Source organism: Cellulomonas sp. P2_B4 (assembly GCF_056404795.1).
Map to the genome: position 1 here is coordinate 146276 of NZ_JBFUDI010000007.1, position 24264 is coordinate 170539.

Consider the following 24264-nt stretch of genomic DNA (forward strand, 5'->3'; position numbering starts at 1 on the left):
CGGATCAGAGCAGGTCGTCGCGCCCCAGCGCGCGCCAGCCGTCCACGCCCTGCTTGACGGCCTGCGCGTTGGCCCGGGTGGTGACGAGCACCGCGCCGGGGGTGTCGACGACGACGGCGTCGGGCAGCCCGATGACCGTGACGGTCCGGCCGTCGCCCGCGACGACCAGGGAGCCCTCGGCGTCGATGCGCTGCACGGCCGACGGGTCGCCGAGGGTCCCACCCTCGAGCAGCACCGCGAGCGAGGCGAAATCGCCCACGTCGTCCCAGCCGAAGTCGCCGGGCACCACGGCGACGCCTCCGGCCGCGGCGACGGGCTCGGCGATCGCGTGGTCGATGGCGATCTTGGTGAGGCCGGGCCAGACGCGGTCCAGCACGGCGGCCCTGTCCGGGCCGTCCCACGCGGCGGCGATCTCGACCAGACCCGCGGCGAGCGCGGGCAGCTGGGCGGCGAGGTGGTCGAGCAGCACGCGCGCCCTGACGATGAACATGCCCGCGTTCCAGCGGTACTCGCCGGTGGCCAGGTACGCGGTCGCGGTCTCGGCGTCGGGCTTCTCGGCGAACCCGGCGACGTGCTGGGCGCGCGGGGCCTCGTCGAGACCCAGGCTCTGCCCGGAGCGGACGTACCCGAACGCGGTGGACGGCTCCGTGGCGCGGATGCCGATCGTGACGACGTACCCGGCCTGCGCGGCGACGACGCCCTCGCGGACCGTCTCCTCGAACAGGTCGGTCCCGGAGATCACGTGGTCGGCCGCGAAGGACCCGAGCACGACGTCCTCGCCGTGGCGCTCCAGCAGCACCGCGGCGGCGAGACCGATCGCGGCCATCGAGTCCCGAGGCGACGGCTCGGCGAGCACCTGGCCCTGGCCGAGCTCCGGCAGCTGCCCGGCGACGGCCTGCGCGTGCCGCGCCCCGGTGACCACGAGGATCCCCGCGTCGCCCGCGAGCGGTCGTAGCCGGTCGACCGTGCCCTGCAGCAGCGTGCGCCCGGTTCCCGTGAGGTCGAGCAGGAACTTGGGGTGACCCGCGCGCGAGAGCGGCCAGAGCCGGGTGCCCGCGCCGCCGGCGGGGATGACGGCGTGGAAGCCCGAGATGGTCGATCCGCTGGAAGACATGGGGGTCAGGGTAGCCATGAGCTCCCTGGTGTCCAGCATGTGGAGTACCTCACAGGGGGCCCTCCCTGTGAGGTCGGGGTGGAAGTCGTTCACTACAGTGAGGTCGTCTAGGGACGCCGTCGTCCGCACCTCTGACTCGCCAGGAGGATCCCCCAGTGTCCGCAGCGCCCGATGCGCCRGTGAAGCGCAAAGCGCCCGCCGGGACGCTCTACCGAGGGCGAGAAGGCATGTGGTCGTGGGTCGCGCACCGCGTCACCGGCGTCGCGATCTTCTTCTTCCTCCTCGTGCACGTCCTCGACACGGCTCTCGTCCGCGTCTCCCCCGAGGCCTACAACGACGTGATCGGCACGTACAAGAACCCGATCATGGGCCTCGGTGAGGCCGGCCTCGTCGCGGCGATCGTGTTCCACGCGTTCAACGGCATCCGCATCATCCTGGTGGACTTCTGGGCCAAGGGCCCGAAGTACCAGCGCCTGATGCTCTGGATCGTGATCGGCCTGTTCGTCGTCACCATGGCCGGCTTCCTGCCCCGCCACCTGATGCACGTGTTCGGGGGCGAGTGATGAGCACCATCGCCGACCCGAAGGCGCCCCGCGCGCCCAGGGCCCGTCCGGCCCGCCTGACCACGCGCGGCAACACCGAGCTGTACGGCTGGGTCTTCATGCGCGCGTCCGGCGTGATCCTGCTGGTCCTGATCTTCGGGCACCTGTTCGTCAACCTCGTCGCGGGCGAGGGCGTCAAGGCGATCGACTTCGGCTTCGTCGCCGGCAAGTGGGCGTCGCCGTTCTGGCAGGTCTGGGACCTGCTCATGCTCTGGCTCGCGATGATCCACGGCACCAACGGCGTGCGGACGATCGTCAATGATTACGCGGAGCGCGACGGCCTGCGCCTGACGCTCAAGGTCCTGCTCTACCTCGCCTTCATGATCGTCGTCGTGCTGGGCACGCTCGTGATCTTCACGTTCGACCCGTGCCCGACGGGCTCGCCGGCGGACCTGCTCCCCTCGTTCTGCACCGCCTGACGAGACCACAGAGACAAGGAAGGCATCGACCCCGATGCAGACCCACCAGTACGACGTCGTGATCGTCGGCGCGGGCGGCGCAGGGATGCGTGCCGCGCTCGAGTCCTCGACGCGCGTACGCACGGCCGTCATCTCCAAGCTCTACCCGACGCGCTCCCACACGGGTGCGGCGCAGGGCGGCATGTGCGCCGCCCTGGCCAACGTCGAGGAGGACAACTGGGAGTGGCACACGTTCGACACCGTCAAGGGCGGTGACTACCTGGTCGACCAGGACGCCGCCGAGGTCATGGCCAAGGAGGCCATCGACGCCGTGCTCGACCTGGAGAAGATGGGCCTGCCGTTCAACCGCACGCCCGAGGGCAAGATCGACCAGCGGCGCTTCGGCGGGCACACGCGCAACCACGGCGAGGCGGCCGTGCGCCGGTCCTGCTACGCCGCGGACCGCACGGGTCACATGATCCTGCAGACGCTCTACCAGCAGTGCGTGAAGAACGAGGTCGAGTTCTTCAACGAGTTCTACGTGCTGGACCTGCTGGTGGACCGCGACCTCGCGGCCGGTCACGTGCCGGACGGCGAGGAGGTCAACGTCTCGGGCGTCGTGGCCTACGAGCTGGCGACCGGTGAGATCCACGTCTTCCAGGCCAAGTCCGTGGTCCTTGCCACGGGTGGCGCCGGCAAGATCTACAAGACGACGTCGAACGCCCACACCCTGACCGGTGACGGCATGGCGCTGGCGTACCGCCGCGGCATCCCGCTGGAGGACATGGAGTTCTTCCAGTTCCACCCGACCGGCCTGGCGGGCCTGGGCATCCTCCTCTCCGAGGCGGCCCGCGGCGAGGGCGGCATCCTGCGCAACTCCGAGGGCGAGCGCTTCATGGAGCGCTACGCCCCCACCATCAAGGACCTGGCCCCGCGCGACATCGTCGCCCGGTCCATGGCCAACGAGGTGCGCGAGGGCCGCGGCGCCGGCCCCAACAAGGACTACGTGCTGCTCGACCTGACGCACCTCGAGCCCGCGCACATCGACGCCAAGCTCCCGGACATCACCGAGTTCGCGCGCACCTATCTCGGCATCGAGCCCTACACCGAGCCCGTGCCCGTGTACCCGACCGCGCACTACGCCATGGGTGGCATCCCCACCAACATCGAGGCCGAGGTGCTGCGCAACCAGACCGACGTCATCCGTGGGCTCTACGCCGCGGGCGAGGTCGCGTGCGTCAGCGTGCACGGCTCCAACCGGCTGGGCACCAACTCGCTCCTGGACATCAACGTGTTCGGCAAGCGCGCCGGGATCTCGGCGGCGGCCTACGCGGTCCAGGCGTCCTGGGTCGAGCTGCCCGAGGGGGCCGCGGACTCCGTGGTCGCCGGCCTGGAGGAGATCCGGACGCGGGCCGACGGCGAGCGCGTCGCGGACCTGCGCAAGGCGCTGCAGGAGTCGATGGACCTCAACGCCCAGGTGTTCCGGACCAAGGAGTCGCTGGAGCAGGCGCTCGAGGACGTGAAGAGCCTGCAGAAGCGGTTCCGGCACGTGAGCGTCCAGGACAAGTCCAAGATGTTCAACACCGACCTGCTCGAGGCCGTCGAGCTCGGGTTCCTGCTGGACATCGCCGAGACGGTCGTCGTCGGCGCCCTGAACCGCGACGAGTCGCGCGGGGGGCACTTCCGCGAGGACTTCCCGGACCGCGACGACAAGAACTACATGAAGCACACGATGGCGTACCGGCGCCCGCTGCCGGTCAAGGGCCACCGCCTGTGGGGCACGGACGGCGACGGCGACCACAAGGGCGCCTTCCACCACACCACCGTGTTCGAGGACTACCAGCTCGTGCTGGGCTCCAAGCCCGTCACGGTGACCCGCTACCAGCCGATGGAGCGCAAGTACTGATGACCGCAACCCTCGACGCCCCCTCCGCGGCACCGGTGATCCCGTCGTTCGACGTGACCCTCAAGGTCCGGCGCTACCTGCCCGGCGACGACGGCACGGGCGAGCCGTACTGGGACGAGTTCACCGTGCGCGCGCACGGCACCGACCGCGTCCTGGACGCCCTGCACAAGGTGAAGTGGGAGGAGGACGGCTCGCTGACGTTCCGTCGCTCCTGCGCCCACGGCGTGTGCGGCTCCGACGCCATGCGCATCAACGGCCGCAACCGCCTGGCCTGCAAGACGCTGCTCAAGGACCTCGACATCAAGAAGCCGATCACCATTGAGCCCATCAAGGGCCTGCCGGTGATCAAGGACCTCGTCGTCGACATGGAGCCGTTCTTCGCGTCCTACCGCGAGATCATGCCGTTCCTGATCACCACGGGGAACGAGCCCACCAAGGAGCGTCTCCAGTCCGCCGAGCAGCGCGCGCGCTTCGACGACACCACCAAGTGCATCCTGTGCGCCGCCTGCACCTCGTCGTGCCCGGTGTTCTGGACCGACGGGCAGTACTTCGGCCCCGCCGCGATCGTCAATGCGCACCGGTTCATCTTCGACAGCCGCGACGAGGGTGGCACCCAGCGCCTCGAGATCCTCAACGACAAGGAGGGCGTGTGGCGGTGCCGCACGACCTTCAACTGCACCGAGGCGTGCCCGCGAGGCATCGAGGTCACCAAGGCGATCCAAGAAGTGAAGCGCGCGATGATCACGCGCGCCTTCTGAGCGCATCGGGATCGACGATCGATCGAGTCCGTGCTCGACTGTCGTCGTGAACACGGACTGGCACGACGAGCACGTGCTCGGGCGGGGGGCTCCGCTGGACGCGCGCGTCGCCTGGCACGTCGAGCACGCGACGGCGTGCGGGTGTCGCGCGATCCCCGCCTCGGTCGTCGCCGAGCTCGAGCGTCGCGGAGAGCCGGTCCCGGAACGCCGTCGTGACGCCTGACGACGAGGTCGCGCTGCCCGGCGGGAACGTCGGTGGCGCCGTCCGCGTCGGCGACACCGTGCGGCGGCCGACCGGACCCTGGACGCCCGCGGTGCACGAGCTGCTCGACTTCCTGGCTGCGGCGGGCGTCGAGAAGATCCCCCGCGTCCTGGGCACCGACGAGCGCGGCCGGGAGATCCTCACGTTCCTGCTCGGGCGCGTGCTCGACATCCACACCGAGCCGGCGTCGGCGGCCCAGACCCGGTCGGCGATGCGCTGGCTGCGGACGTTCCACGCCGCCGTGGCGGGCTTCCCGCGCGAGAGCCGCCGGTGGCGCTTCGTCGAGCGAGCCCTCGAGCCCGGCGAGATCGTCTGCCACCACGACACGGCGATCTACAACCTGGCGTTCGACGGTGACGAGCTGGCCGGCGTCTTCGACTGGGACGTGGCCGGCCCGGGCGTCCCGCTGGACGACGTCGCGATGTACGCGTGGAACTCGGCACTGCTGCACCCGGCAGCGGACGCGGTGGAGATGGCCGACGGGCTGGCGACGATCGCGGACGGGTACGGCGACCTCGACCCGCACACCCTGCTGGACCACGTGCCCGTGCGGATCACCTCCGCGACCGACCGCATCGCCGCAGGCCAGCGTGCGGGCGACCCGGGGATGCTGCGGCTCGGGTCGATCGGCGAGCCCGCCGCGACCCTGGCCCGGCTCGCGACCCTGACGGCTCGGCTGCCCGAGCTGCACGCCGCCCTCGGCTGAGGCAGGGGTGGCTACAGGCGCGCGGCGGCTGCCTCCGCCGCCAGCTTCTTCTTGTCCACGTACGGCGGGTCCGCTGTCCACGCGGCGACCAGCAGGATGATCCGCGCGAGGAGGTTGATCCAGACGAGCAGCGTGACCAGCACGATCACCGAGGCGAACAGCGGGTTCTTGTTCACGCTGCCCCCGACGACCGCCGTGCCCAGCTGCCGGACGACCCCGAGCCCGATGCCGGCGAACGCCGCCCCCCACAGCAGGTCCCGGCGCGGCGGGTGCTGGGCGGCCAGCACGGTGACGATCAGGACGAACACCGAGGCGTCGACGACGAATGCGACCAGGATCCCGAGCACGGTGAGCACCGTCGTCGTGTAGCCGCTCCAGCCGAGCGCCGCGAGCAGCCACTGCGTCGCGCTGGTGACGGCGATGGTGAGGATCGCGGAGAGCAGGAACGCGATCGCCATCCCGGCGAACCCGCCGAGCTCACGCGCCTTGCCGAGCATCCCGTTGCCGAGCAGGTCGTCGTCCGCGAACATCGCGCGCACGGCCCGCCGCAGCGCGGAGACGGCCGCCATCGCGCTGAGCAGCAGGACGACCACCGCGATCACGCTGGCGAGCGTCAGCTGTGTGTTCAGCACGAGGTCCTCGGGCTTGACCAGCCCGCCGTCGCCCGTGTCGATCAGGCCGGGCAGAGCCGAGTCGATGGCGTCGAGCATCTGCGCACGCAGCTTCTCGTTGTCGCCCAGGACGGCCATGAAGATCGTGTAGCCGATGGTCAGCGCGGCGAAGACGGAGAACAGGGTCGCGTAGGCGATCCCGCCCGTCAGGACGCCGCCGCTGCGCGCGCCGAACCGGGAGTTGGCCCGCATCGGACGCGTGTGCTTGACCCAGTCCCAGAACGCCTTGCCGCGTGCCGCCAACCCCGGCTGCTCCGGCGGGCTCTCGACCGCCAGCGCGTGCGCCTGCGCGGTCCCTGCCCCCGCGGGCGGGCGCGCGTCGTCGGTGGTCATGCCCTGCACCCTAGGTCGGGCAGCCGACCCCGGCATCTGCGGCGGCTCCCGTCAGCGAGAAGTCGCGGACCGGTCGCCAGACGCCGTCGTCGCCGTGCGCGTAGCTGTGGAAGCTGTCGACGACGAACGTGGCGTCGAACCCCGCCAGGTCGGCGGACGCGGCGTCGAGCTGCTCGTCCGCGACCTCGTGCGCGACGGTGACGTGCGGGTGGTAGTCGAACCGCACCTCCTGGTCGAGCACGTGCGAGCGCACGCTGCGCTCGAGTGCGGCGCACCCCGGCGCACCCTCGGCCAGCTGGACGAACACGACCGGGGAGACCGGACGGAAGGTCGCGGTGCCGCGCAGGTGCACGACGAACGGCACGTGCGACGCGGCGACCCGGGCCAGGTGCTCGTCGACCGCCTCGATCTCGTCGTGCTCCACGACGGTCGGGCCCAGCAGCGTGATGTGCGGCGGGATGAACTCCGCCCACGGGTCGCCGAACCGCGCGCGCGCCGACTGCAGCACGGTGCCGTAGGGCTCGGGAACCGTGATGGCCACACCGATCCGGAGCTGGTCGCCGGATCGCTCCGGCAGCTTCACGCGCGGACCCGCGAGCGCCGCCGCAGGAGCCCGCTGCGCTCGTAGAGCCGCTCGAGCGTCACGGAGGCCAGGTCGCTGGCGCGATCGGCGCCGTCGGCCAGCACGTCGTCCAGCGACGAGGGGTCCGACAGGTACCCGTTCACGCGCGCCTGGAACGGACCCAGGAAGTCGACGACCACCTCGGCCAGGTCCACCTTGAGGTGGCCGTAGCCCTTGCCCGCGTAGTCCGCCTCGAGCGACGGGATCGACCGGTCGGTGAGGGCCGAGAAGATCGTCAGCAGGTTGGAGATGCCGGGCTTGTTCTCCGGGTCGAAGCGGATCTCGTTGCCGGCGTCCGTCACCGCGCCCTTGATGCGCTTGGTCACGACCTTGGGGTCGTCGAGAAGCTCGATCAGGCCGTTCGGGCTCTCGGCGGACTTGCTCATCTTCGCCGTCGGGTCCTGCAGGTCGTAGATCTTGGCGGTGGCCTTCACGATGTGAGGCTCGGGCACGACGACGGTGTCCGGGCCGAACCTGCTGTTGAGGCGGTTGGCCAGGTCACGCGTGAGCTCGAGGTGCTGGCGCTGGTCCTCGCCCACGGGCACGAGCGTCGTGTCGTAGAGCAGGATGTCCGCGGCCATGAGCACCGGGTAGGTGAACAGGCCGACCGTCGTGCCCTCGGTCCCGTGCTTGCCGGACTTGTCCTTGAACTGCGTCATCCGGTTGGCCTCGCCGAACGCCGTGTGGCATGACAGCAACCAGGCCAGCTCGGCGTGCTCGGGCACGTGCGACTGGACGAACAGGATCGAGCGCGCGGGGTCGACGCCGGCCGCGAGGTACTGCGCGGCGGTGCGACGGGTGCGGTCGCGCAGGACCGCGGGGTCAGGACTGACCGTGAGCGCGTGCAGGTCCACCACGCAGTAGAGCGCGTCGTGCTCCTCCTGCAGCGCCACCCACTGGGTCAGTGCCCCGAGGTAGTTCCCCAGCTGGAGGGAGTCGGACGTGGGCTGCATCCCCGAGAAGATGCGCGACGACTGCGGCGCCAAGTGCATCCGCCCATTCTGACAGGTCGACGGGGGTGGGGTGAGCGGGTCGCTCAGGTGGCCTCGTCGTCGAACGGCGCGACCTGGTTGGCGACGACCGGGACGGCCGCGGCGGTGGCCGCACCGCCGCGCACGGCGTTCGAGGCGGGGCTGCTGGCGGGGACGGCACCGGGCCGGGTCACCGAGCGCACCGGTGGCGGCGCGGGGTCGTCGAGGAGCGCCTCCCGCACGATCCGGCGCGGGTCGTACCGACGAGGGTCGAGCGCGGCCCAGTCGACGTCCTTGCCCTCCTCGCCGAGCTCCTCGTCGACGCGGAGCTTGGCGTCGCGCAGGAAGATCCGGCCACGGCGGACCCACTGGCCCAGCTGCTCGGCGTACCCGGGCAGACGCTCCGGCCCGATGACGAGCGCGGCCACGACGAAGAGGATGAGGAGCTCACCGCCGTTGATCCCGAACACAACGCCAGACTACCTTTCCGGTCCCCGGGGACTCAGGGCGCCTCGGACTCGTCGAGCTTGACGCGGACGTCCCGCTCGGCGGACCCGGTGCGGACGCGCAGCAGGACGGTGTCCCCCGGCGTCAGCGCGCGGATGGCGACGATCAGCTCGTCGGGCTGCGTGACCGGACGGCCGTCGATCGCCAGGATGATGTCGCCCGGGTGGATGCCCGCGCGGTCGGCCGGGCCGTCGGCGCTGACGGGCGGCTGCCCGTTCTGGTCCTGGCCCGAGACCTGCACGCCCTCGCCGGCGTAGCCCTGGTCGAGGAGCACGCCGATGATCGGGAACGTCGCGTGGCCGGTCTCGATGAGCTGGTCGGCCGTGCGACGCACCTGGTTGGAAGGGATCGCGAAGCCGAGGCCGATGCTGCCGCCCACGGTCGCGGTGGAGCCGGGCGGCTGCGCGATCGCCGAGTTGATGCCGATGACCTCGCCCGCCGCGTTGACCAGCGGACCGCCCGAGTTGCCGGGGTTGATCGCGGCGTCGGTCTGGATCGCGTTGATGAACGCCGTGCTGCTCTCGTCACCGGCGGTGACCGGGCGGTTGAGCGCGCTGACGATCCCGGTGGTGACGGTGCCGGCCAGGCCGAGCGGCGCACCGATGGCGACCACGGGGTCGCCCACGACGACCTCTCCCGAGTCGCCGAGCAGCAGCGGGGTCAGGCCGTCGACGTCGACCTTGAGGACCGCGAGGTCGTAGTCCGAGGTGCTGCCGACGATCGTCGCGGGCTTCTCGCTGCCGTCGACGAAGGTCACGGTGATGGTCGTCGAGGCGGCGTCGTCGGCCTGCGCGATGACGTGGTGGTTGGTCACCAGGTAGCCGTCCTGGCGGAGCACGAAGCCCGAGCCGGTGGCACTGCCCTGGGCGCCGTCGACCTGGATGGACACGACGCTCGGCAGGACGCCGCTGGCGATGCCCGCGACCGAGTCCGGTGCCCGCTCGATCGTGGCGGTGCCGGTCCCCGCCGGAGGCAGGCCCGCGTCCTCGAGGTGGTCCGTGGCCGAGATCCGGCCGCCGATCACCCCGCCGGCGAGCCCGGCGACCAGCGCCAGCACGGCGATCGGGACGACCCACGCGACGGACAGCGTGCGGCGCTTCTTGGTGACCGTCCGGACGGCCGGGTGCGGCGGCTCGCCGGGGGTCGGCGCCGGGTTGGGGTAGGTCTGCGCGTCCCACGGGGCCGAGTCCGGCGCGGGCGGGCGGTGCCCGGCCCACGGGTCGGCGGATGGCGCTGCGGGCGCCGTGCGCCACGGGTCCGCGGCCGGTGCCGGTCCCCACGGGGACTGGGTAGGCGTCGGGTAGCGCGTCCCGGTCTGGGCAGCCGGGGGCGCGTACGGGCTCTGTGCGGGCGGCGGCGGGTACGGGCTCGCGACGGTGGCGGGCTGCTGCGGCGTGGTCGGCAGGGGGCGCTGGCCGGACGGGGACGCGAACGGGTTGCTGTCCGGGGCGGCGGTGCGCGCGGGGACCTCGGGCGAGGAACCCGGGACCGACGGGTCGTCGGGGGTGCTCATGGTCGTTCGAGGGCTCCTGTCACGGTGTCCCAGCCGCGCGTGATCTGCGCGGGCACGCCGTCGTCGTAGGCGCCGCCCGGAAAGGCTCCCACAAGCTCCTCCGCCGAGCCGTTCGACTCCGAGGCGACCACCTGGACCACCGTCGAGTCGGCCTGCCACACGACGTGCCAGGGCTCGTACGAGAGCACGTAGACCTCGCGGCCGCCGACCCGGCTCGTGGGCGCACCGGCGAGGGCGTCCGTGTCGAGGCGCCCCTGCTGCTCGGTCACCACGAGAGAGCCCTCGGGACCGACCACGTCGACCTCGAGGACGGTCGAGTCGTCGCCGGACCAGCGCACGGCGCTGACGGCCCAGCCGTCGGGCAGCTGCGCGGGGAACGACCACTGGTGCGCCTGCAGCCAGGCCACGGAGTCGCTGCCGGTGGCCGCGACCTCCGACCCGGTGTCGAACGCCGCGGGCGCGCGCTCGGTGACCGCGCCGCCGAGGAGACCGAGGTCGGCGCCCGGATGGCTGCTCGGCACGACGGCCGGCTGCTCACCGAGCACGAAGAGCATGGCCGCGACCGCGCCGAGGCCGGCCATCGACCCGGCCGCGATCCGCACGCTCGACCGCTTCTGACGCAGGTCCCCGCGGACGCTCGAGCGTCCCAGCCAGCCGCCCGGCGACGTGACGCCGTAGGACGCGAGCTCCGAGCGCGAGCCCGGCGTGGGCGGCGCGAACGGGTCGTTGGAGGGCTGCTCGGTGGGGACGCTGCCCGCGAGCGACAGGAGCCGCGCGGTGAGGTCGGGGGCCGGGCACGGTTCGTCGACCGAGGTCAGGGCCTGGCGCGCGGACCTGGCCGCGCCCAGCTCGACCGCACACTGCGAGCACACCGCGACATGCGCCAGCGCGCGCTCGGTGGCGGCCACGCTGAGCTGGCCGTCGACGAGGGCGCTGATGCGCGAGCCGAGGTGCGCCGTCATCCGCGGACCGCCTCCGCCGCCGTGTCGTCGTCGGAGAACACGCTCAGGGCCTCGGGCGCGCGGTGCTCCAGGGAGACGCGCAGGCGGGCACGCGCGCGGTGGATCCGCGACCGCACCGTGCCGAGCTTGATGCCGAGCGTGACCGCGATCTCCTCGTAGGACAGGCCCTCGATGTCGCACAGGACGACGGCGGCGCGGTACTCCGGCGCCAGCTCGTCGAGGGCACGCTGCACGTCGAGGTCGAGGTTGCCGTGCTCGAACGCGCGCTCAGGGGCGCCCAGCTGGTCGCCGGACGCGTACCGCTCGGAGTCCTCGCCCATCGCGTCCATGCGGATGCGCTGCTTGCGGCGGGCCTGGTCGAGGAAGAGGTTGGTGGTGATGCGGTGCAGCCAGCCCTCGAACGTGCCGGGCTGGTAGGAGTGCAGCGAGCGGAACACGCGGACGAACGTCTCCTGCGTGAGGTCCTCGGCGTCGAACTTGTTGCCCGTGAGCCGGTACGCGAGCCGGTAGACCCGCGCCGAGTGGTCGCGGACGATGTCCTCCCACGACGGTGCCTGCCAGGTGGCGGGCTCGGTGCTCATCAGGTGCTCAGTCTCCTCGCGGTCAGTCATGTCAGGGGCAAGTCTCCCAGGCAAACCTGTGGAGCTCGAACTGAGGGAACGCTCCGGAGGGGCGAAAGGTTTCCGCCGGTAGCGGATCGCTATGCCTCCCACAGCCGCTCCGGTCGCGCCACTACGCTGGCCAGGACCGTTGTACAGCTCGACGAGGAGGCAGCCATCTCCACCGACAAGGCCCAGAGCTGGGTCTACTGCGAGGAGTTCGTGCCGGAGGACGACGTCCTGCTGCGTGCCCGTGAGCGTGCCGGCCAGCTGGGCTGCACGCCCGTGCTGCCGGGCTCCGGTGCCGCGCTGACCGTCCTGGCCGCTGCGGTCTCCGCCCGCGCCGTCGTCGAGATCGGCACGGGCGCCGGCGTCGGCTCCCTGTACCTGCTGCGCGGCATGCCCGCGGACGGTGTGCTCACCACCATCGACCTCGAGCTCGAGCACCAGCGTGCCGCCAAGGAGGCGTTCGCGGAGGAGGGCGTCAAGCCCACCCGGACGCGCACGATCCCCGGTCGCGCGATCGACGTGCTCCCGCGCCTGACCGACGGCGCCTACGACCTCGTCTTCGTGGACGCCGACAAGGAGTCCTACCCGCAGTACGTCGAGCAGGCCGTCCGGATGCTGCGGCCAGGCGGCGTGCTGGCCGTCGACAACGCGCTCTGGCACGACCGGGTGGCCGACCCCGCGCGGCGCGACGAGACGACGACGGTCATCCGCGAGGTCGGCCGGGTCGTGCGCTCCGACGACCGGCTCGTCAGCGCGCTCCTGCCGTCGGGCGACGGGCTGCTGGTCGCGGTCAAGCGATGAGCGCCACGACCACCGCGAAGGCGTCCACCGCCGGAGCGGTGATCCTCACGCTCGGCGCGGGTCAGTTCCTCATGACCCTGGACAGCTCGGTCATGAACGTCGCGATCGCGACCGTGGCCGAGGACGTCGGGACGACGATCGAGGGCATCCAGACCGCGATCACGCTCTACACGCTGGTCATGGCGATGCTCATGATCCCCGGCGGCAAGGTCGGCACGCTGATCGGCCGCAAGCGCGCGTTCGCGATCGGCTGCCTGATCTACGGCGCGGGATCGCTGACCACGGCGCTGGCGCCCAACCTGCCGGTCCTGCTGCTCGGCTGGTCGCTGCTCGAGGGCATCGGCGCGGCGCTGATCCTGCCCGCGATCGTCGCCCTGGTCGCCAGCAACGTGCCCGTCGCCGGCCGCCCGCGGGCCTACGGGCTGGTCATGGCCGCCGGTGCCGTCGCCGTCGCGCTCGGCCCGCTGATCGGCGGCTTCGCGACGACGTACTTCTCCTGGCGCTGGGTGTTCGCCGGCGAGGTCGTCGTGGTGCTCGCGATCCTGCTGCGGACGCGCAAGATCTCTGACCCGGAGACGGAGCGCGGACCGCGGCTCGACATCATCGGCGCGATCCTGTCGGCCACCGGGCTCGGGCTGGCCGTGTTCGGTGTGCTCCGCTCGAGCTCCTGGGGCTGGGTCATGCCGAAGCCGGGCGGACCGGACATCCTCGGGCTGTCGCCCACGATCGTGCTGGTGATCGCCGGGATCTTCGTGATCTGGCTGTTCGCCTCGTGGGAGCGGCACATGGTGAGCCGCGGCCGCGAACCGCTGGTCCGCCTCGAGATGTTCGGCAACCGGCAGTTCACCGGCGGCCTGCTCATGTTCTTCTTCCAGTTCCTGGTCCAGGCCGGGCTGTTCTTCACCATCCCGCTGTACCTGTCGGTGGCCCTCGGCCTGTCGGCGATCGACACCGGCCTGCGGATCATGCCGTTGTCGATCACCCTGCTGCTCGCGGCGGCCGGCATCCCGCGGTTCTTCCCGAACGCCTCGCCCCGCCGCGTGGTCCGGCTGGGCCTGCTGTCGATGTGCCTGGGCATCGTCTCGCTGTTCACCGCGATGGAATCGTCGGCGGGGCCGGAGATCGTCACGGTGCCGCTGCTGCTCGCGGGCCTCGGCATCGGGGCGCTCGCGTCCCAGCTCGGCAGCGTCACGGTCTCGGCCGTGCCGGCCGACGAGAGCGACGAGGTGGGCGGCCTGCAGAACACCGCGACCAACCTGGGTGCCTCCCTCGGGACCGCCCTGGCGGGGTCGATCCTCATCGCGATGCTCACCTCGTCGTTCCTGACGGGGATCGCCAGCAACGACGACGTCCCGGCGGAGGTGTCCAGCACGGCGAGCGTCGAGCTCGCGGCGGGCATCCCGTTCCTGTCCGACGTCGCCCTGGAGCAGGCGCTCGAGGACGCGGGCGTGAGCGACCAGGCCGCCGCCGCGGCGGTCGAGGAGAACGCTCAGGCGCGGCTCGACGGCCTGCGCAGCGCGCTCGCCGTGCTTGCCCTGATCGCCCTCGTCGGCCTGTTCTTCACGGGACGGATCCCGGCCGAGCAGCCGGGCGCGGAGAAGAAGGCGGTCGTCGCGGCCGCCTGATGCCTGACCAGGCGGTCAGCGCAGGTTGTCGAGGTAGCGCAGCAGCAGCCGCGCACCGAAGCCCGTCGCCCCGTCGCTGACCTCGTGCTTGTCCGACGTCGAGCGGGCGGGTCCGGCGATGTCGAGGTGGGCCCACGTGCGCGTCCCGACGAAGTGCCGCAGGAAGAGCGCGGCCGTGATGGACCCGCCGCCGATCTTCTTGTCCAGCGGCACGTGGCGCAGGTCGGCGACGTCCGAGCGGACGGCCTCCTCGTACTCCTCGACGAGCGGCATGTGCCACGCCCGCTCCCCGGACGCCTCGCCCGCCGCGACGAGCTCCTCGACGAGGGCCGGGGCCGACGAGTACAGGGCGGCGTGCTGCTTGCCCAGGCCGATCGTCGCGGCGCCCGTGAGGGTGGCGACGTCGATGAGCACGTCGGGGTCGAGCGTCGCGTCCGCCCACGCCAGGGCGTCCGCGAGGACGAGTCGTCCCTCGGCGTCGGTGTTCGCGATCTCGACCGTGGTGCCGCCGAACATCGTCAGCACGTCGCCGGGGCGGTACGAGGACGCCCCCACGTGGTTCTCGGCCAGCGGCAGGACCGCCGTGACGCGGTGCGCGACCCCGTCCGCGGCGGCACCGAGCACGGTGGCCAGCGCGACCGCGGCACCCGTCATGTCCGTCTTCATCGGCACCATGGCGTCGCTCGGCTTGATGGACAGGCCGCCGGTGTCGTACGTGATGCCCTTGCCGACGACCACCACGTGCTTGCCGGACCCCGGCGTGAACGTCGCGGGCGTGTAGCCGACGGTGACCAGCCGCGGCGGTGACGCGGAGCCGGAACCGACGGCCAGGATGCCGCCGAACTCCCCGAGCTCGCGCGGACCGCGGATCACCACGTCCAGCCCGGCCGCGGTGCCGAGCCGGCGGGCCTGCTCGGCCATCCACTCGGGGTTCTTCATGTTGGACGGGGTCGTCGCCAGGTCCCGCGCCAGCCAGGTGGCCGTCGCGGCCGTCCGCGCGGCGCCGACGGCGGCAGCCGCACGGGTGCCGTCGCGTCCCAGGAGCACGAGCTCGCCGGGCTCCTTCGACTCGTCCTGGGCGGAGAACCGCAGCGGCGCGTACGCGGCGAGCAGGTAGCCCTCCGCGACAGCGCGCGCGGCGGAGGCCGCCTGCGACGCGGTCTGCTGCGCCTCGGCGCCGACCGTGGTCACCACTCGGCCCAGCCCGCGGGTGGCGCGGGCGAGCGCGGCACCGGCGCGGCGCAGGTCGTCGGGACGACCCGCCCCCACGCCGACGAGCACGAGCCTGGGCGGCAGATCCGCCCACGGCAGCACGACGGACGAGCCGACCGGGCGCGGCAGCTGCAGGACGTAGACGTCCCCGGGGTTGCCCGCGAGACGGGCGCGCTCGCCGATCTCGGCGAGGTCGATCCCGTAGCGGGCGGCCGCGGCTGCGGTCCCCTCACCCGGAACCAGCGCGTCGTCGCCGGCGCGTGCGGGAGAGACGGGGATCGCGACCGCATCGGTCGACCCGTCGGTGAGCAGCGTCGACGTGCCGACCGTCCCGCCGGCCAGCGTGACCGCCGGAGGTGTCCGGCCGATCCGCGCCGCCGAGGCGCCTGCCCGTGCCATCGTCAGCTGACGACGGACGTCAGGGCCTCACCCAGCTCCGCGGCCTCGGTCGCGTTGAGCTCGACCACGAGCCGTCCCCCGCCCTCGAGCGGCACGCGCATGACGATGCCGCGGCCTTCCTTCGTGACCTCGAGCGGGCCGTCACCGGTCCTCGGCTTCATCGCGGCCATGCGGGGCGTCTCCTTCGCTCGTGCGTCCGGGCTGCTGCGAGGCCAGGCTGCGGGCGCGCTCGCGCGCACCTCACGTCTGGCCTCAGCTGCCGGTTGTCCGGGATCCATCCTAGTTCACAGGACGGCCCTCACCTTGACCGATGCTTCCAGGGGTCCCCGATCGGACGCATGTCCAGCTTTTCGACGACGATCACGGCGGCCAGTCGGGACCCGCGTTGGCGTGCCACATCTGCCGGACCCACAGCACCTGCAGCGCGAACATGAGGAGCACGACGCCCCCGAACCACCAGCGCCGGGCCGCCGTCGGCCGCGTGACGACCCCCGCGGTCACCGCGCCGAGCGGGAACGCCAGGAGCAGGAACCGGGCGAGGCTGCTGCCGGGCTCCACCACCGCAGCGATGTAGACGACGTACGTGGCCGACCAGGCGTGCAGCTCGTTCCCCAGCCGCCACGCCGCCGGGACCACCAGGGTGGCGACGACGAGCGAGAAGCCCGCGACCATCACGGGGATCGCCCAGCGGTCGAACCAGAAGGTCGGCACGTAGGTCCAGCCGTAGAACGGGGTCACGCTGGCCGCCCCTCGCCACGCCTCCTGCGTCTGCAGGTACCCGTCCGACACCCCGGTGACCCAGCCGCAGACGGCCGGCCAGATCAGTCCCGAGGCGAAGCACCACGCCGCGAGCGCCGTGAGCCCGGCCCCCGTGCGCCACGTGAACGTCTCGCGGGACCTCCGCCAGCGCACGAGTCCGTGCACGACGACGACCGCCGCCATGGGCAGCGCCACGGCTCGCGTGAAGCCCAGGGCGAGCACCGCGACGGCCATCCAGGCGTACTGCCGGCGGATCAGCAGGAGCAGCGCGGCCGCGACGAGGGTCAGCGCGAGCGCCTCGGTGTAGGCGGTCTGCAGCACGGCGGCCGTCGGGAAGACGCTCACCAGCGCGACGGTCGCCAGCGGGAGCCCGGGGCGAGCCTCGACCGCACGGGGGGCGCCCTCGGCGATCGCGCGGTGGATCAGCAGCATCGCCACGGCGCCGAGCGTCAGCGCCAGCGTGGGTGCGACCACCTCCCACGGCAGCCGCGCGATCTCCATGAACCCGCGGGCCATCAGCGGGAAGAGCGGGAAGAACGCCCACGCGTTCTGCTGCACGTTGCCGGAGGCGTCCACCGGCAACGTGCTCGGGTAGCCCTGCTCGGCGATCTGCCGGTACCAGCTGCCGTCGAACAGGAACCCCACGTACGGGAAGTAGCCGGGATGAGGGCCGGTCCACGCGTTCTCGCCCTGCCCGGAGGCGACCCACAGGAAGACGACGGTCGTGGCCAGCCGCGCCGCGGCGTAGACGGCGAGGACCTGGAGCCACCACGGCCGCGTCCGGGACCACGCCCACAGACGCGCTGCGGCTGACGGCTCCGTCGGCTCGACCACGGCGACGTCGCTCACACCAGTCCTCTCACCGTCCTGGCCGGGGCTCGGTCCCCGCGGATGGTGGCGACCATATCGAGTGTGCGGCGCGTGGCGCGCACGTCGTGCGCCCGGAACACCCGGGCCCCGAGCCACGCGGCGACCGCGGTCGCGGCGAGCGTGCCCTCGAGCCGGTCCTCGGCGGGCAGGTCCAGGCTCTCGCCGACGAAGTCCTTGCGGGACAGGGCCATCAGCACCGGGTGGCCGAGCGCGACGAGCGCCTCGGTACGCCGGACCAGATGGAGGCTGTGCCAGGTGTTCTTGCCGAAGTCGTGCGTCGGGTCCACGAGGATGCTGGCTGGGTCGATGCCCAGGTCCACCGCTCGTCGGGCGGCCGCCGACACCGTGCGCACGACGTCGTCGAGCACGCCGTCCAGCGGGTCGCCGCCCGGGGTGGCCGGGTACTCGACGCGGAACGGGTCGGTCCGCGGTCGCGCGCCGCCGGTGTGCGAGCAGACGATGCCGAGCCCTCGCTCGGCGGCGACCTCGACGAGCGACGGGTCGTGACCCGCCCAGGTGTCGTTGATCAGGTCGGCGCCCGCATCGGCCGCGGCCCGGGCGACCTCGGCCCGCCACGTGTCGACGCTGACCAGCAGGTCCGGGTGGCGTCGGCGGACCCGCTCGACCAGCGGGATCACACGGGCGATCTCCTCGTCGGCCTCGACCCTGGGGCCTCGCCCGGCACGGACCCCGCCGAGGTCGACGATGTCCGCGCCCTCGTCGGCCGCCCGCGCGACGGCCGCGTCCGCGGAGGCGTCGTCGTACCGGGCCGGGGCGTAGAACGAGTCGGGCGTGCGGTTCACCACCGCCATCACGACCGGCCGGTCCGGTCCGATCTCGCGGCCGCGCAGACGCAGCGGGGCACCCGCTGGGGGGACCCCGCTCACGGGCTCTCCGGCGAGTGCTGCGCGAGCGCCGTCTCGGCGGCCGCGCGCTCCTCCTCCGCGCGCAGCTCGGCGCCCCGCGCCAGCACGGCGTCGACGGCCTCCTCTGCGGTGTCGACGAGCTTGATGAGCTCGACGTCCGCCGAGCCGACCATGCCGCGCTCCTGCACCGAGCTGGCCACCCAGTCCAGGAGGCCCTGCCAGTACGCGCTGCCGACCAGGACGATCGGGAAGCTGATCACCTTGTGGGTCTGGACCAGCGTCAGGGCCTCGAAGAGCTCGTCGAACGTCCCGAAACCCCCGGGCAGCACGACGAAGCCCTCGGAGTACTTCATGAACATCGTCTTGCGGGCGAAGAAGTACCGGAAATTCACGCCGAGGTCCACGAACGGGTTCATGCCCTGCTCGAACGGCAGCTCGATGCCGAGCCCGACCGACAGGCCGCCGGCCCCCTTGGCGCCGCGGTTGGCGGCCTCCATGATGCCCGGGCCGCCGCCGGTGATGACCGCGTACCCCGCCTCGACCAGGCGGCGGCCGACCTCGACGCCGATCGCGTAGTCCGGGTGGTCCGCGGGCACCCGGGCCGAGCCGAACACGCTGACCGCGGGGCCGACCTCCGCAAGCGCCCCGAACCCCTCGACGAACTCGCTCTGGATGCGCATGACGCGCCACGGGTCGCCGTGCAGCCAGTCCGCGCCGTCGCCGCCGCTGAGCAGCCGCTGGTCGGAGGTGGTCTTGGGGATCTGCTGGCCGCGAAGGAGGACCGGGCCTCTGCGGTAGCCGAGTCCGGGTGCGGGCTGACCGTCGTCGCTCATGCCCCGACTCTAGGTGCGACCGCGGCGACCGGTGACGAGGTCACCCAGACGTCACCTGCCCGTCGTCAGGAGGTCAGCCAGTGCCGCAGCGCGTCGTGGACCAAGGTGATCTGGCCGACGACGACGTGCTCGTCGCGCTTGTGCGCCAGGAGCGGGTCACCCGGGCCGAAGTTCACGGCCGGCACGCCGAGCTCGGCGAACCGTGCGACGTCCGTCCACCCGTACTTCGGGCCGGCCTGGCCGCCGGTCACCGACAGGACCGCCGCCGCGAACTGCTGGACGGCCGGGGCGTCCAGGCCCGGGCGCGCTCCGGCGGCGGCATCCGTGAGCACCACGTCGTAGCCGTCGAACAGCTCGCGGACGTGCGCCTCGGCCTGCGCGACCGACGCCGACGGGGCGAACCGGTAGTTCACCGTCACGACGCAGGAGTCGGGGATCATGTTCGCGGCCGTCCCGCCGTCGACGAGGACGGCGTTGAGGCTCTCTCGGTAGACCAGGCCGTCGACCTCGACGGAAGCGGGCTCGTACGCCTCGAGCCGACGCAGCACCTCGCCGGCGGCGTGGATGGCGTTGCGGCCCATCCAGGCCCGGGCCGAGTGGGCCGCGACGCCCTCGAGGCGCACCTCGACGCGCAGGGTGCCGTTGCAGCCGCCTTCGAGACCGCCGTTCGTCGGCTCGCACAGCACCGCGAAGTCGCCCTGCACCCAGTCCGGGTGGTTGCGGACCAGCCTCCCGAGGCCGTTGAGGTCGGACGCGACCTCCTCGTGGTCGTAGAACACCCACGTCACGTCGTGCGACGGCTGCGCGAGCGACGCCGCCAGCGCGAGCTGCACGCCGACCCCGCCCTTCATGTCCACGGTCCCGCGCCCCCACAGCTCCGCCAGCGCACCCTCGCCGACGAGCCTCGTCGGCAGGTTGTCCGCGATCGGGACGGTGTCCAGGTGGCCGGCGATCACCGCCCGCGTCGGGCGGCCCAGGCTCGTGCGCGCCACGACGGCGTCGCCGTCCCGGAGGACCTCGAGGTGTGCGTAGGCACGCAGCGCCGTCTCCACGGCGTCCGCGATCGAGCGCTCGTCGCCGCTCACCGACGGGATGTCGCACAGCGCCCGGGTGAGCGCGACCGGGTCGGCCGAAAGGTCGAGGATGACGGAGGTCTCGGATGCCACGACGCGACCCTAGTCCTCGCCGTTGACCTAGGGTTGTCGCCATGACTGCTCGGACGACCGGACGTATGGCATGGGGATACGGCCTGGCCACGTTGACCGACGACGGCACCACCCTGGACGTCTGGTACCCCTCCCCGGCCCTCGGTTCACCCTCCTCGGACTCCGAGCCGCCCGCCGACCTGACCGCCGCCGAGGGCAAGGACGACGCCCGCGGGGTCCGCATCCAGGTGGTCCGCACGGTCATCGACCTGGACACGCCGCCCGCCGACACGGCCGACGCCTACCTGCGCCTGCACCTGCTCTCGCACCGGCTCGTCCCCCCGCACGGGCAGAGCCTCGACGGTCTGTTCGGGGTGCTGCCGAACGTCGTGTGGACCGACCGCGGCCCCTGCGCGGTCGAGGGATTCGAGGCGACGCGCGCGCGCCTGCGGGCCACGAGCGGCGTGCCCGTCACCGTGCTGAGCGTCGACAAGTTCCCGCGGATGGTCGACTACGTCGTCCCGGCCGGGGTGCGCGTCGCCGACGCCGACCGGGTGCGCCTGGGAGCCCACCTGGCCGCCGGCACCACGGTCATGCACGAAGGGTTCGTGAACTTCAACGCCGGGACGCTCGGCACGTCGATGGTCGAGGGCCGCATCTCCGCCGGCGTCGTGGTCGGCGACGGCTCCGACATCGGCGGCGGCGCCTCGATCATGGGCACCCTGTCGGGCGGCGGCCGCGAGGTCGTCTCGATCGGCAGCCGCACCCTGCTCGGCGCGAACGCGGGCGTCGGCATCCCGCTCGGCGACGACTGCGTGGTCGAAGCCGGCCTCTACGTCACGGCCGGCACCAAGGTCACCGTCCTGGGCGCCGGGGAGCCGACCGTGGTCAAGGCTCGCGAGCTCGCAGGTCGCGACAACATCCTGTTCCGCCGGAACTCACTGACCGGCGGGGTCGAGGCGGTCGCGCGTGCGGGTTCGGGTGTCGAGCTGAACGCGTCCCTGCACGCCAACGAGTGAGCGCCCGACGGCGACGGCGGGCCGCCCGCCGAGGGGGCTGCGCGGTCCTCGTCGCGCTCGCCGTCCTGGCGCTCGGCGTCGCGGGCGTCGTGTGGTTCCTCTCGCGCACGCACCCGCCGGCGCCCGTCGCCGAACGGTGCGTCGCGACCGTCGACGGCACGGGCTGGGCGCTCTCGACCACCCAGGCCGACAACGCCGCCCTGATCGCCGCCACCGGTCTGCGCCGCGAGCTCCCCGCCCGGGCGGTGACCATCGCCCTGGCCACCGCGATGCAGGAGTCCAAGCTGGTCAACCTCGACTACGGCGACCGCGACTCGCTCGGCCTGTTCCAGCAGCGACCCTCGCAGGGCTGGGGCACGCCCGAGCAGATCCAGGACCCCGTCTACTCGACCGGGATCTTCTACGACCGCCTGGTCCAGGTCCCCGGCTATCGCGACCTGCCGATCACCGAAGCCGCCCAGGCCGTCCAGCGGTCGGCGTTCCCCGAGGCCTACGCCCAGCACGAGGGCTCCTCCCGCGCCTGGGCCTCCGCCCTCACCGGCTACTCCCCCGCCGCCGTCGCCTGCACCCTGCGCGACGCGGAGCCGACCACCCCTGACGACGTCGTCGCGCGCATCCAGCGCGACCTCGGTGACGTCCCCGTGCAGGTCACCCCCACTGACGGCGGCGCGACCCTCACGTTCCCGACCTCGGCGGTGACCTCGATCGACGAGGCGGGCCAGCGCGACTGGGCGCTCGCGCAGTGGGCCGCCGCCGTCGCCGACCCGCTGCAGCTCACGTCGGTGAGCGTCGCCGACCGGACCTGGGACCGCACCACCGGCGCCTGGACCCCGTCGACGACCCCGGTCCCCGCCGGCACGGTCAGCCTGACGATCACGACCCAGCCGTAGGTCGACGGTGGGACGCGCCGCCGGCCGTAGGTCGGCTGCGCGCCCGCGCCCGACCCCGGTGCGGACCTAGCCCCTCTTGGGACACGTGGGACTGGAGTGACGGATGGGGCACCTCATGCGTCCCACCAGTCACAAGTGGGGCTAGATCCACACGGCCGGCCGGCTGGCCGGCTGGCCGGCTGGCCGGCTGGCCGGCTGGCCGGCTGGCCGCGAGCGTCGTCGATGGTCGGGTGTCGTCGTCGGTGGTCGTCATCGGTCGTCGTCGCCGGCCGTCGTCGTCGGTGGTCGTCGTCGATGGTCGTCATCGGTCGTCGTCGTCGGTGGTCGTCATCGGTCGTCGGTCGTCGGTCGTCGGTCGTCGTCGAGCCAGGCACGTCGCGCGGCGCCTCGTCGTTGGTGGTGGCCGTCGTCGTCAAAGCCTCCGAGCCGCCCCGACAACGCACAACGTCCGCACTCCTTGGGGCTATAGGCCCCACGAGTGCGGACGTTGCGGGTGGGTCAGCGGGCGTCGAGGCCCTGGTAGTCGCGCTCGACGGCGCCCGTGTAGATCTGCCGCGGGCGGCCGATCTTCGTCTGCGGGTCGGTCATCATCTCGCGCCACTGGGCGATCCAGCCGGGCATCCGGCCCAGCGCGAACAGAGGCGTGAACATCTCCTCGGAGAAGCCCATGGCCTTGTAGATGAGGCCCGTGTAGAAGTCGACGTTCGGGTAGAGCTTGCGGCTGATGAAGTACTCGTCGGAGAGAGCGATCTCCTCGAGGCCCATGGCCAGGTCGAGCAGCTCGTCGTTATGGCCGAGGGCCGACAGGACGGAGTCGGCGCTCTTCTTCACGATCGCCGCGCGCGGGTCGTAGTTCTTGTAGACGCGGTGCCCGAAGCCCATGAGGCGGGTCCCGGGCTCCTTGTTCTTCACGCGCTTCATGAACTCGGACGCGTCGCCGCCATTGGCCTGGATCTCGGTGAGCATCTTGAGGACGGCCTCGTTGGCGCCACCGTGCAGCGGGCCGGACAGCGCGTTGATGCCGGCCGCGACGGACGCGTAGAGGTTGGCGTGGCTGGAGCCGACGATGCGGACGGTCGACGTCGAGCAGTTCTGCTCGTGGTCGGCGTGCAGGATGAGGAGCTGGTCCATCGCGGCGACGATCGTCGGGTCGGCCTCGTACTGCTGGTACGGGACCGCGAACGTCATGCGCAGGAAGTCCTCGACGTAGCCGCGCGAGTAGTCCGGGTAGAGCAGCGGCTCGCCCTTGCTGGCGCGGTGCACGTACGACGTGATGGTGCGCGTCTTGGCCAGGATGAGCACCGTCGCCAGCTCGACCGTCTCGGGGTCGAACGGGTCGAGGGACTCCGGGTAGAACGTGGCCAGCGCGTTGATCGCCGACGACATGACGGCCATGGGGTGCGCCTTGCGCGGGAACGTCCCCATGAAGGTGCGGAAGTCCTCGTGCACCAGGGTGTGCCGGTTCACGCGCTCCGTGAACGCGTCCAGCTCGGCCGGCGTCGGCAGCTCGCCGTGGATCAGCAGGTAGGCCACCTCGAGGAACGTCGACTTCTCGGCGAGCTGCTCGATGGGGTATCCGCGGTAGCGCAGGATCCCCTCGTCGCCGTCGATGTAGGTGACCTTCGACTCGCAGGAGGCGGTGTTCATGAACCCGGGGTCGACCGTCACCAGACCGGTGTCCCGCAGGAGCGAGGACACGACGATCCCGTCGTTGCCCTCGGTCGCGGTCACGATGGGCAGGTCCTTGGACTTGCCCTCGACGATCAGCTGTACCGGAGCAGTGGCGACGTCCGACATGGTGTTCCTCTCCTGCGACGGCTCGGCGGCGAGGATGTCCCGCGCGTCCGGACCGTCGTGCTGTGCAGCCGGTTCGGCCTGCCTCTGGCGGCCCACGTTGGCCGTGATCGACGGT

At 72.2% G+C, this 24264-nt stretch carries 25 protein-coding genes; 10 read left to right on the top strand and 15 right to left on the bottom strand.

Annotation, left to right across the window (positions count from 1 at the left end; translation table 11 throughout):
* Positions 1 to 4: 4 nt before the first annotated feature.
* Positions 5 to 1114 carry a mannose-1-phosphate guanylyltransferase gene (locus tag AC1DZC_RS13940; protein ID WP_477039612.1) on the bottom strand — a complete coding sequence of 370 codons (1110 nt, stop codon included), beginning with the start codon at positions 1112 to 1114 and terminating at the stop codon, positions 5 to 7.
* A 179-nt stretch (positions 1115 to 1293) separates the two neighbouring features.
* On the opposite strand from AC1DZC_RS13940, the gene sdhC reads away from it, so the two are divergent.
* From sdhC to AC1DZC_RS13970, 6 genes are read left to right on the top strand one after another with little or no spacing between them, the layout of a single operon-like run.
* Complete coding sequence (gene sdhC, locus AC1DZC_RS13945) at positions 1294 to 1677, top strand: succinate dehydrogenase, cytochrome b556 subunit (protein WP_477043681.1); 384 nt, start codon at positions 1294 to 1296, stop codon at positions 1675 to 1677.
* Entirely contained in the window at positions 1677 to 2135 is a 459-nt protein-coding gene (gene sdhD, locus AC1DZC_RS13950; protein ID WP_477039610.1) for a succinate dehydrogenase, hydrophobic membrane anchor protein, read from the top strand. The genes sdhC and sdhD overlap by 1 nt, the downstream gene beginning before the upstream one ends.
* A 34-nt stretch (positions 2136 to 2169) precedes the next feature.
* Positions 2170 to 4020: a succinate dehydrogenase flavoprotein subunit gene (sdhA, locus tag AC1DZC_RS13955; protein WP_477043682.1), complete on the top strand. Its 1851-nt coding sequence runs from the start codon at positions 2170 to 2172 to the stop codon at positions 4018 to 4020.
* Entirely contained in the window at positions 4020 to 4778 is a 759-nt protein-coding gene (locus AC1DZC_RS13960; protein ID WP_477039608.1) for a succinate dehydrogenase iron-sulfur subunit, read from the top strand. Before sdhA ends, AC1DZC_RS13960 begins: the two co-directional genes overlap by 1 nt.
* Positions 4779 to 4824: 46 nt before the next feature.
* Entirely contained in the window at positions 4825 to 5001 is a 177-nt protein-coding gene (locus AC1DZC_RS13965; protein WP_477039607.1) for a hypothetical protein, read from the top strand.
* Complete coding sequence (locus AC1DZC_RS13970) at positions 4991 to 5746, top strand: phosphotransferase (protein ID WP_477043683.1); 756 nt, start codon at positions 4991 to 4993, stop codon at positions 5744 to 5746. The genes AC1DZC_RS13965 and AC1DZC_RS13970 overlap by 11 nt, the downstream gene beginning before the upstream one ends.
* A gap of 11 nt (positions 5747 to 5757) precedes the next feature.
* On the opposite strand, the gene AC1DZC_RS13975 is transcribed toward AC1DZC_RS13970, so the two are convergent.
* The 7 genes from AC1DZC_RS13975 to sigE are packed head-to-tail and all read right to left on the bottom strand — an operon-like array spanning position 5758 to position 11936.
* Entirely contained in the window at positions 5758 to 6750 is a 993-nt protein-coding gene (locus tag AC1DZC_RS13975; RefSeq protein WP_477043684.1) for a YihY/virulence factor BrkB family protein, read from the bottom strand.
* Positions 6751 to 6760: 10 nt separating this feature from the next.
* A complete protein-coding gene (locus AC1DZC_RS13980; protein ID WP_477043685.1) occupies positions 6761 to 7333 on the bottom strand; it encodes a 2'-5' RNA ligase family protein in 573 nt (190 codons plus the stop codon).
* Positions 7330 to 8364 carry a tryptophan--tRNA ligase gene (trpS, locus tag AC1DZC_RS13985; RefSeq protein WP_477039603.1) on the bottom strand — a complete coding sequence of 345 codons (1035 nt, stop codon included), beginning with the start codon at positions 8362 to 8364 and terminating at the stop codon, positions 7330 to 7332. The genes AC1DZC_RS13980 and trpS overlap by 4 nt, the downstream gene beginning before the upstream one ends.
* 44 nt (positions 8365 to 8408) lie before the next feature.
* The gene (locus AC1DZC_RS13990; protein ID WP_477039602.1) at positions 8409 to 8813 is read right to left on the bottom strand and encodes a twin-arginine translocase TatA/TatE family subunit; all 405 of its coding nucleotides are present in this window, start codon (positions 8811 to 8813) and stop codon (positions 8409 to 8411) included.
* 32 nt (positions 8814 to 8845) lie between these two features.
* Positions 8846 to 10363: a S1C family serine protease gene (locus tag AC1DZC_RS13995; protein ID WP_477043686.1), complete on the bottom strand. Its 1518-nt coding sequence runs from the start codon at positions 10361 to 10363 to the stop codon at positions 8846 to 8848.
* Positions 10360 to 11325: an anti-sigma factor family protein gene (locus tag AC1DZC_RS14000; RefSeq protein ID WP_477043687.1), complete on the bottom strand. Its 966-nt coding sequence runs from the start codon at positions 11323 to 11325 to the stop codon at positions 10360 to 10362. Before AC1DZC_RS14000 ends, AC1DZC_RS13995 begins: the two co-directional genes overlap by 4 nt.
* Positions 11322 to 11936: an RNA polymerase sigma factor SigE gene (gene sigE / locus AC1DZC_RS14005; protein WP_477039599.1), complete on the bottom strand. Its 615-nt coding sequence runs from the start codon at positions 11934 to 11936 to the stop codon at positions 11322 to 11324. The genes AC1DZC_RS14000 and sigE overlap by 4 nt, the downstream gene beginning before the upstream one ends.
* A 165-nt stretch (positions 11937 to 12101) precedes the next feature.
* On the opposite strand from sigE, the gene AC1DZC_RS14010 reads away from it, so the two are divergent.
* Positions 12102 to 12734 (top strand): O-methyltransferase, encoded by a 633-nt coding sequence (locus tag AC1DZC_RS14010; RefSeq protein WP_477039653.1) that lies wholly within the window; start codon positions 12102 to 12104, stop codon positions 12732 to 12734.
* Positions 12731 to 14359, top strand: coding sequence for an MFS transporter (locus AC1DZC_RS14015; protein WP_477043688.1), 1629 nt, complete (start codon positions 12731 to 12733; stop codon positions 14357 to 14359). Before AC1DZC_RS14010 ends, AC1DZC_RS14015 begins: the two co-directional genes overlap by 4 nt.
* 15 nt (positions 14360 to 14374) lie before the next feature.
* On the opposite strand, the gene AC1DZC_RS14020 is transcribed toward AC1DZC_RS14015, so the two are convergent.
* The 6 genes from AC1DZC_RS14020 to dapE form a co-directional block, all read right to left on the bottom strand.
* The gene (locus tag AC1DZC_RS14020) at positions 14375 to 15970 is read right to left on the bottom strand and encodes a leucyl aminopeptidase family protein (RefSeq protein WP_477043689.1); all 1596 of its coding nucleotides are present in this window, start codon (positions 15968 to 15970) and stop codon (positions 14375 to 14377) included.
* Between the two features lie 2 nt (positions 15971 to 15972).
* Positions 15973 to 16140 (bottom strand): DUF3117 domain-containing protein, encoded by a 168-nt coding sequence (locus AC1DZC_RS14025; RefSeq protein ID WP_013772033.1) that lies wholly within the window; start codon positions 16138 to 16140, stop codon positions 15973 to 15975.
* A 190-nt stretch (positions 16141 to 16330) separates the two neighbouring features.
* Positions 16331 to 17578 carry a hypothetical protein gene (locus AC1DZC_RS14030; protein WP_477043690.1) on the bottom strand — a complete coding sequence of 416 codons (1248 nt, stop codon included), beginning with the start codon at positions 17576 to 17578 and terminating at the stop codon, positions 16331 to 16333.
* Positions 17575 to 18486 (bottom strand): dihydropteroate synthase, encoded by a 912-nt coding sequence (gene folP, locus AC1DZC_RS14035; protein ID WP_477039595.1) that lies wholly within the window; start codon positions 18484 to 18486, stop codon positions 17575 to 17577. The genes AC1DZC_RS14030 and folP overlap by 4 nt, the downstream gene beginning before the upstream one ends.
* On the bottom strand, positions 18483 to 19298 hold the full coding sequence (locus AC1DZC_RS14040; RefSeq protein WP_477039594.1) for an LOG family protein: 816 nt from the start codon (positions 19296 to 19298) through the stop codon (positions 18483 to 18485). The genes folP and AC1DZC_RS14040 overlap by 4 nt, the downstream gene beginning before the upstream one ends.
* A 65-nt stretch (positions 19299 to 19363) precedes the next feature.
* The gene (gene dapE / locus AC1DZC_RS14045) at positions 19364 to 20464 is read right to left on the bottom strand and encodes a succinyl-diaminopimelate desuccinylase (protein ID WP_477043691.1); all 1101 of its coding nucleotides are present in this window, start codon (positions 20462 to 20464) and stop codon (positions 19364 to 19366) included.
* Between the two features lie 65 nt (positions 20465 to 20529).
* Between dapE and dapD the strand changes: the two genes are divergently transcribed.
* Both dapD and AC1DZC_RS14055 read left to right on the top strand, forming a co-directional pair.
* On the top strand, positions 20530 to 21462 hold the full coding sequence (gene dapD / locus AC1DZC_RS14050) for a 2,3,4,5-tetrahydropyridine-2,6-dicarboxylate N-succinyltransferase (RefSeq protein ID WP_477043692.1): 933 nt from the start codon (positions 20530 to 20532) through the stop codon (positions 21460 to 21462).
* Complete coding sequence (locus AC1DZC_RS14055; RefSeq protein WP_477043693.1) at positions 21459 to 22352, top strand: hypothetical protein; 894 nt, start codon at positions 21459 to 21461, stop codon at positions 22350 to 22352. The genes dapD and AC1DZC_RS14055 overlap by 4 nt, the downstream gene beginning before the upstream one ends.
* 498 nt (positions 22353 to 22850) lie before the next feature.
* Here AC1DZC_RS14055 and AC1DZC_RS14060 read toward each other — a convergent pair whose 3' ends face one another.
* Positions 22851 to 24149, bottom strand: coding sequence for a citrate synthase (locus tag AC1DZC_RS14060; RefSeq protein ID WP_477039652.1), 1299 nt, complete (start codon positions 24147 to 24149; stop codon positions 22851 to 22853).
* Between the last annotated feature and the right edge of the window lie 115 nt (positions 24150 to 24264).

Excerpts from the sequence above, each read along its gene's own strand:
- sdhD (WP_477039610.1), top strand. The coding sequence starts at position 1,677 with ATGAGCACCATCGCCGACCCGAAGGCGCCCCGCGCGCCCAGGGCCCGT.
- AC1DZC_RS13940 (WP_477039612.1), bottom strand. The coding sequence starts at position 1,114 with ATGTCTTCCAGCGGATCGACCATCTCGGGCTTCCACGCCGTCATCCCC.
- dapD (WP_477043692.1), top strand. The coding sequence starts at position 20,530 with ATGGCATGGGGATACGGCCTGGCCACGTTGACCGACGACGGCACCACC.
- sigE (WP_477039599.1), bottom strand. The coding sequence starts at position 11,936 with ATGACTGACCGCGAGGAGACTGAGCACCTGATGAGCACCGAGCCCGCC.
- AC1DZC_RS13975 (WP_477043684.1), bottom strand. The coding sequence starts at position 6,750 with ATGACCACCGACGACGCGCGCCCGCCCGCGGGGGCAGGGACCGCGCAG.
- AC1DZC_RS14040 (WP_477039594.1), bottom strand. The coding sequence starts at position 19,298 with ATGAGCGACGACGGTCAGCCCGCACCCGGACTCGGCTACCGCAGAGGC.
- AC1DZC_RS14000 (WP_477043687.1), bottom strand. The coding sequence starts at position 11,325 with ATGACGGCGCACCTCGGCTCGCGCATCAGCGCCCTCGTCGACGGCCAG.
- sdhA (WP_477043682.1), top strand. The coding sequence starts at position 2,170 with ATGCAGACCCACCAGTACGACGTCGTGATCGTCGGCGCGGGCGGCGCA.
- trpS (WP_477039603.1), bottom strand. The coding sequence starts at position 8,364 with ATGCACTTGGCGCCGCAGTCGTCGCGCATCTTCTCGGGGATGCAGCCC.
- AC1DZC_RS14020 (WP_477043689.1), bottom strand. The coding sequence starts at position 15,970 with ATGGCACGGGCAGGCGCCTCGGCGGCGCGGATCGGCCGGACACCTCCG.
- AC1DZC_RS14015 (WP_477043688.1), top strand. The coding sequence starts at position 12,731 with ATGAGCGCCACGACCACCGCGAAGGCGTCCACCGCCGGAGCGGTGATC.
- AC1DZC_RS14025 (WP_013772033.1), bottom strand. The coding sequence starts at position 16,140 with ATGGCCGCGATGAAGCCGAGGACCGGTGACGGCCCGCTCGAGGTCACG.
- AC1DZC_RS13995 (WP_477043686.1), bottom strand. The coding sequence starts at position 10,363 with ATGAGCACCCCCGACGACCCGTCGGTCCCGGGTTCCTCGCCCGAGGTC.
- AC1DZC_RS13960 (WP_477039608.1), top strand. The coding sequence starts at position 4,020 with ATGACCGCAACCCTCGACGCCCCCTCCGCGGCACCGGTGATCCCGTCG.
- AC1DZC_RS14060 (WP_477039652.1), bottom strand. The coding sequence starts at position 24,149 with ATGTCGGACGTCGCCACTGCTCCGGTACAGCTGATCGTCGAGGGCAAG.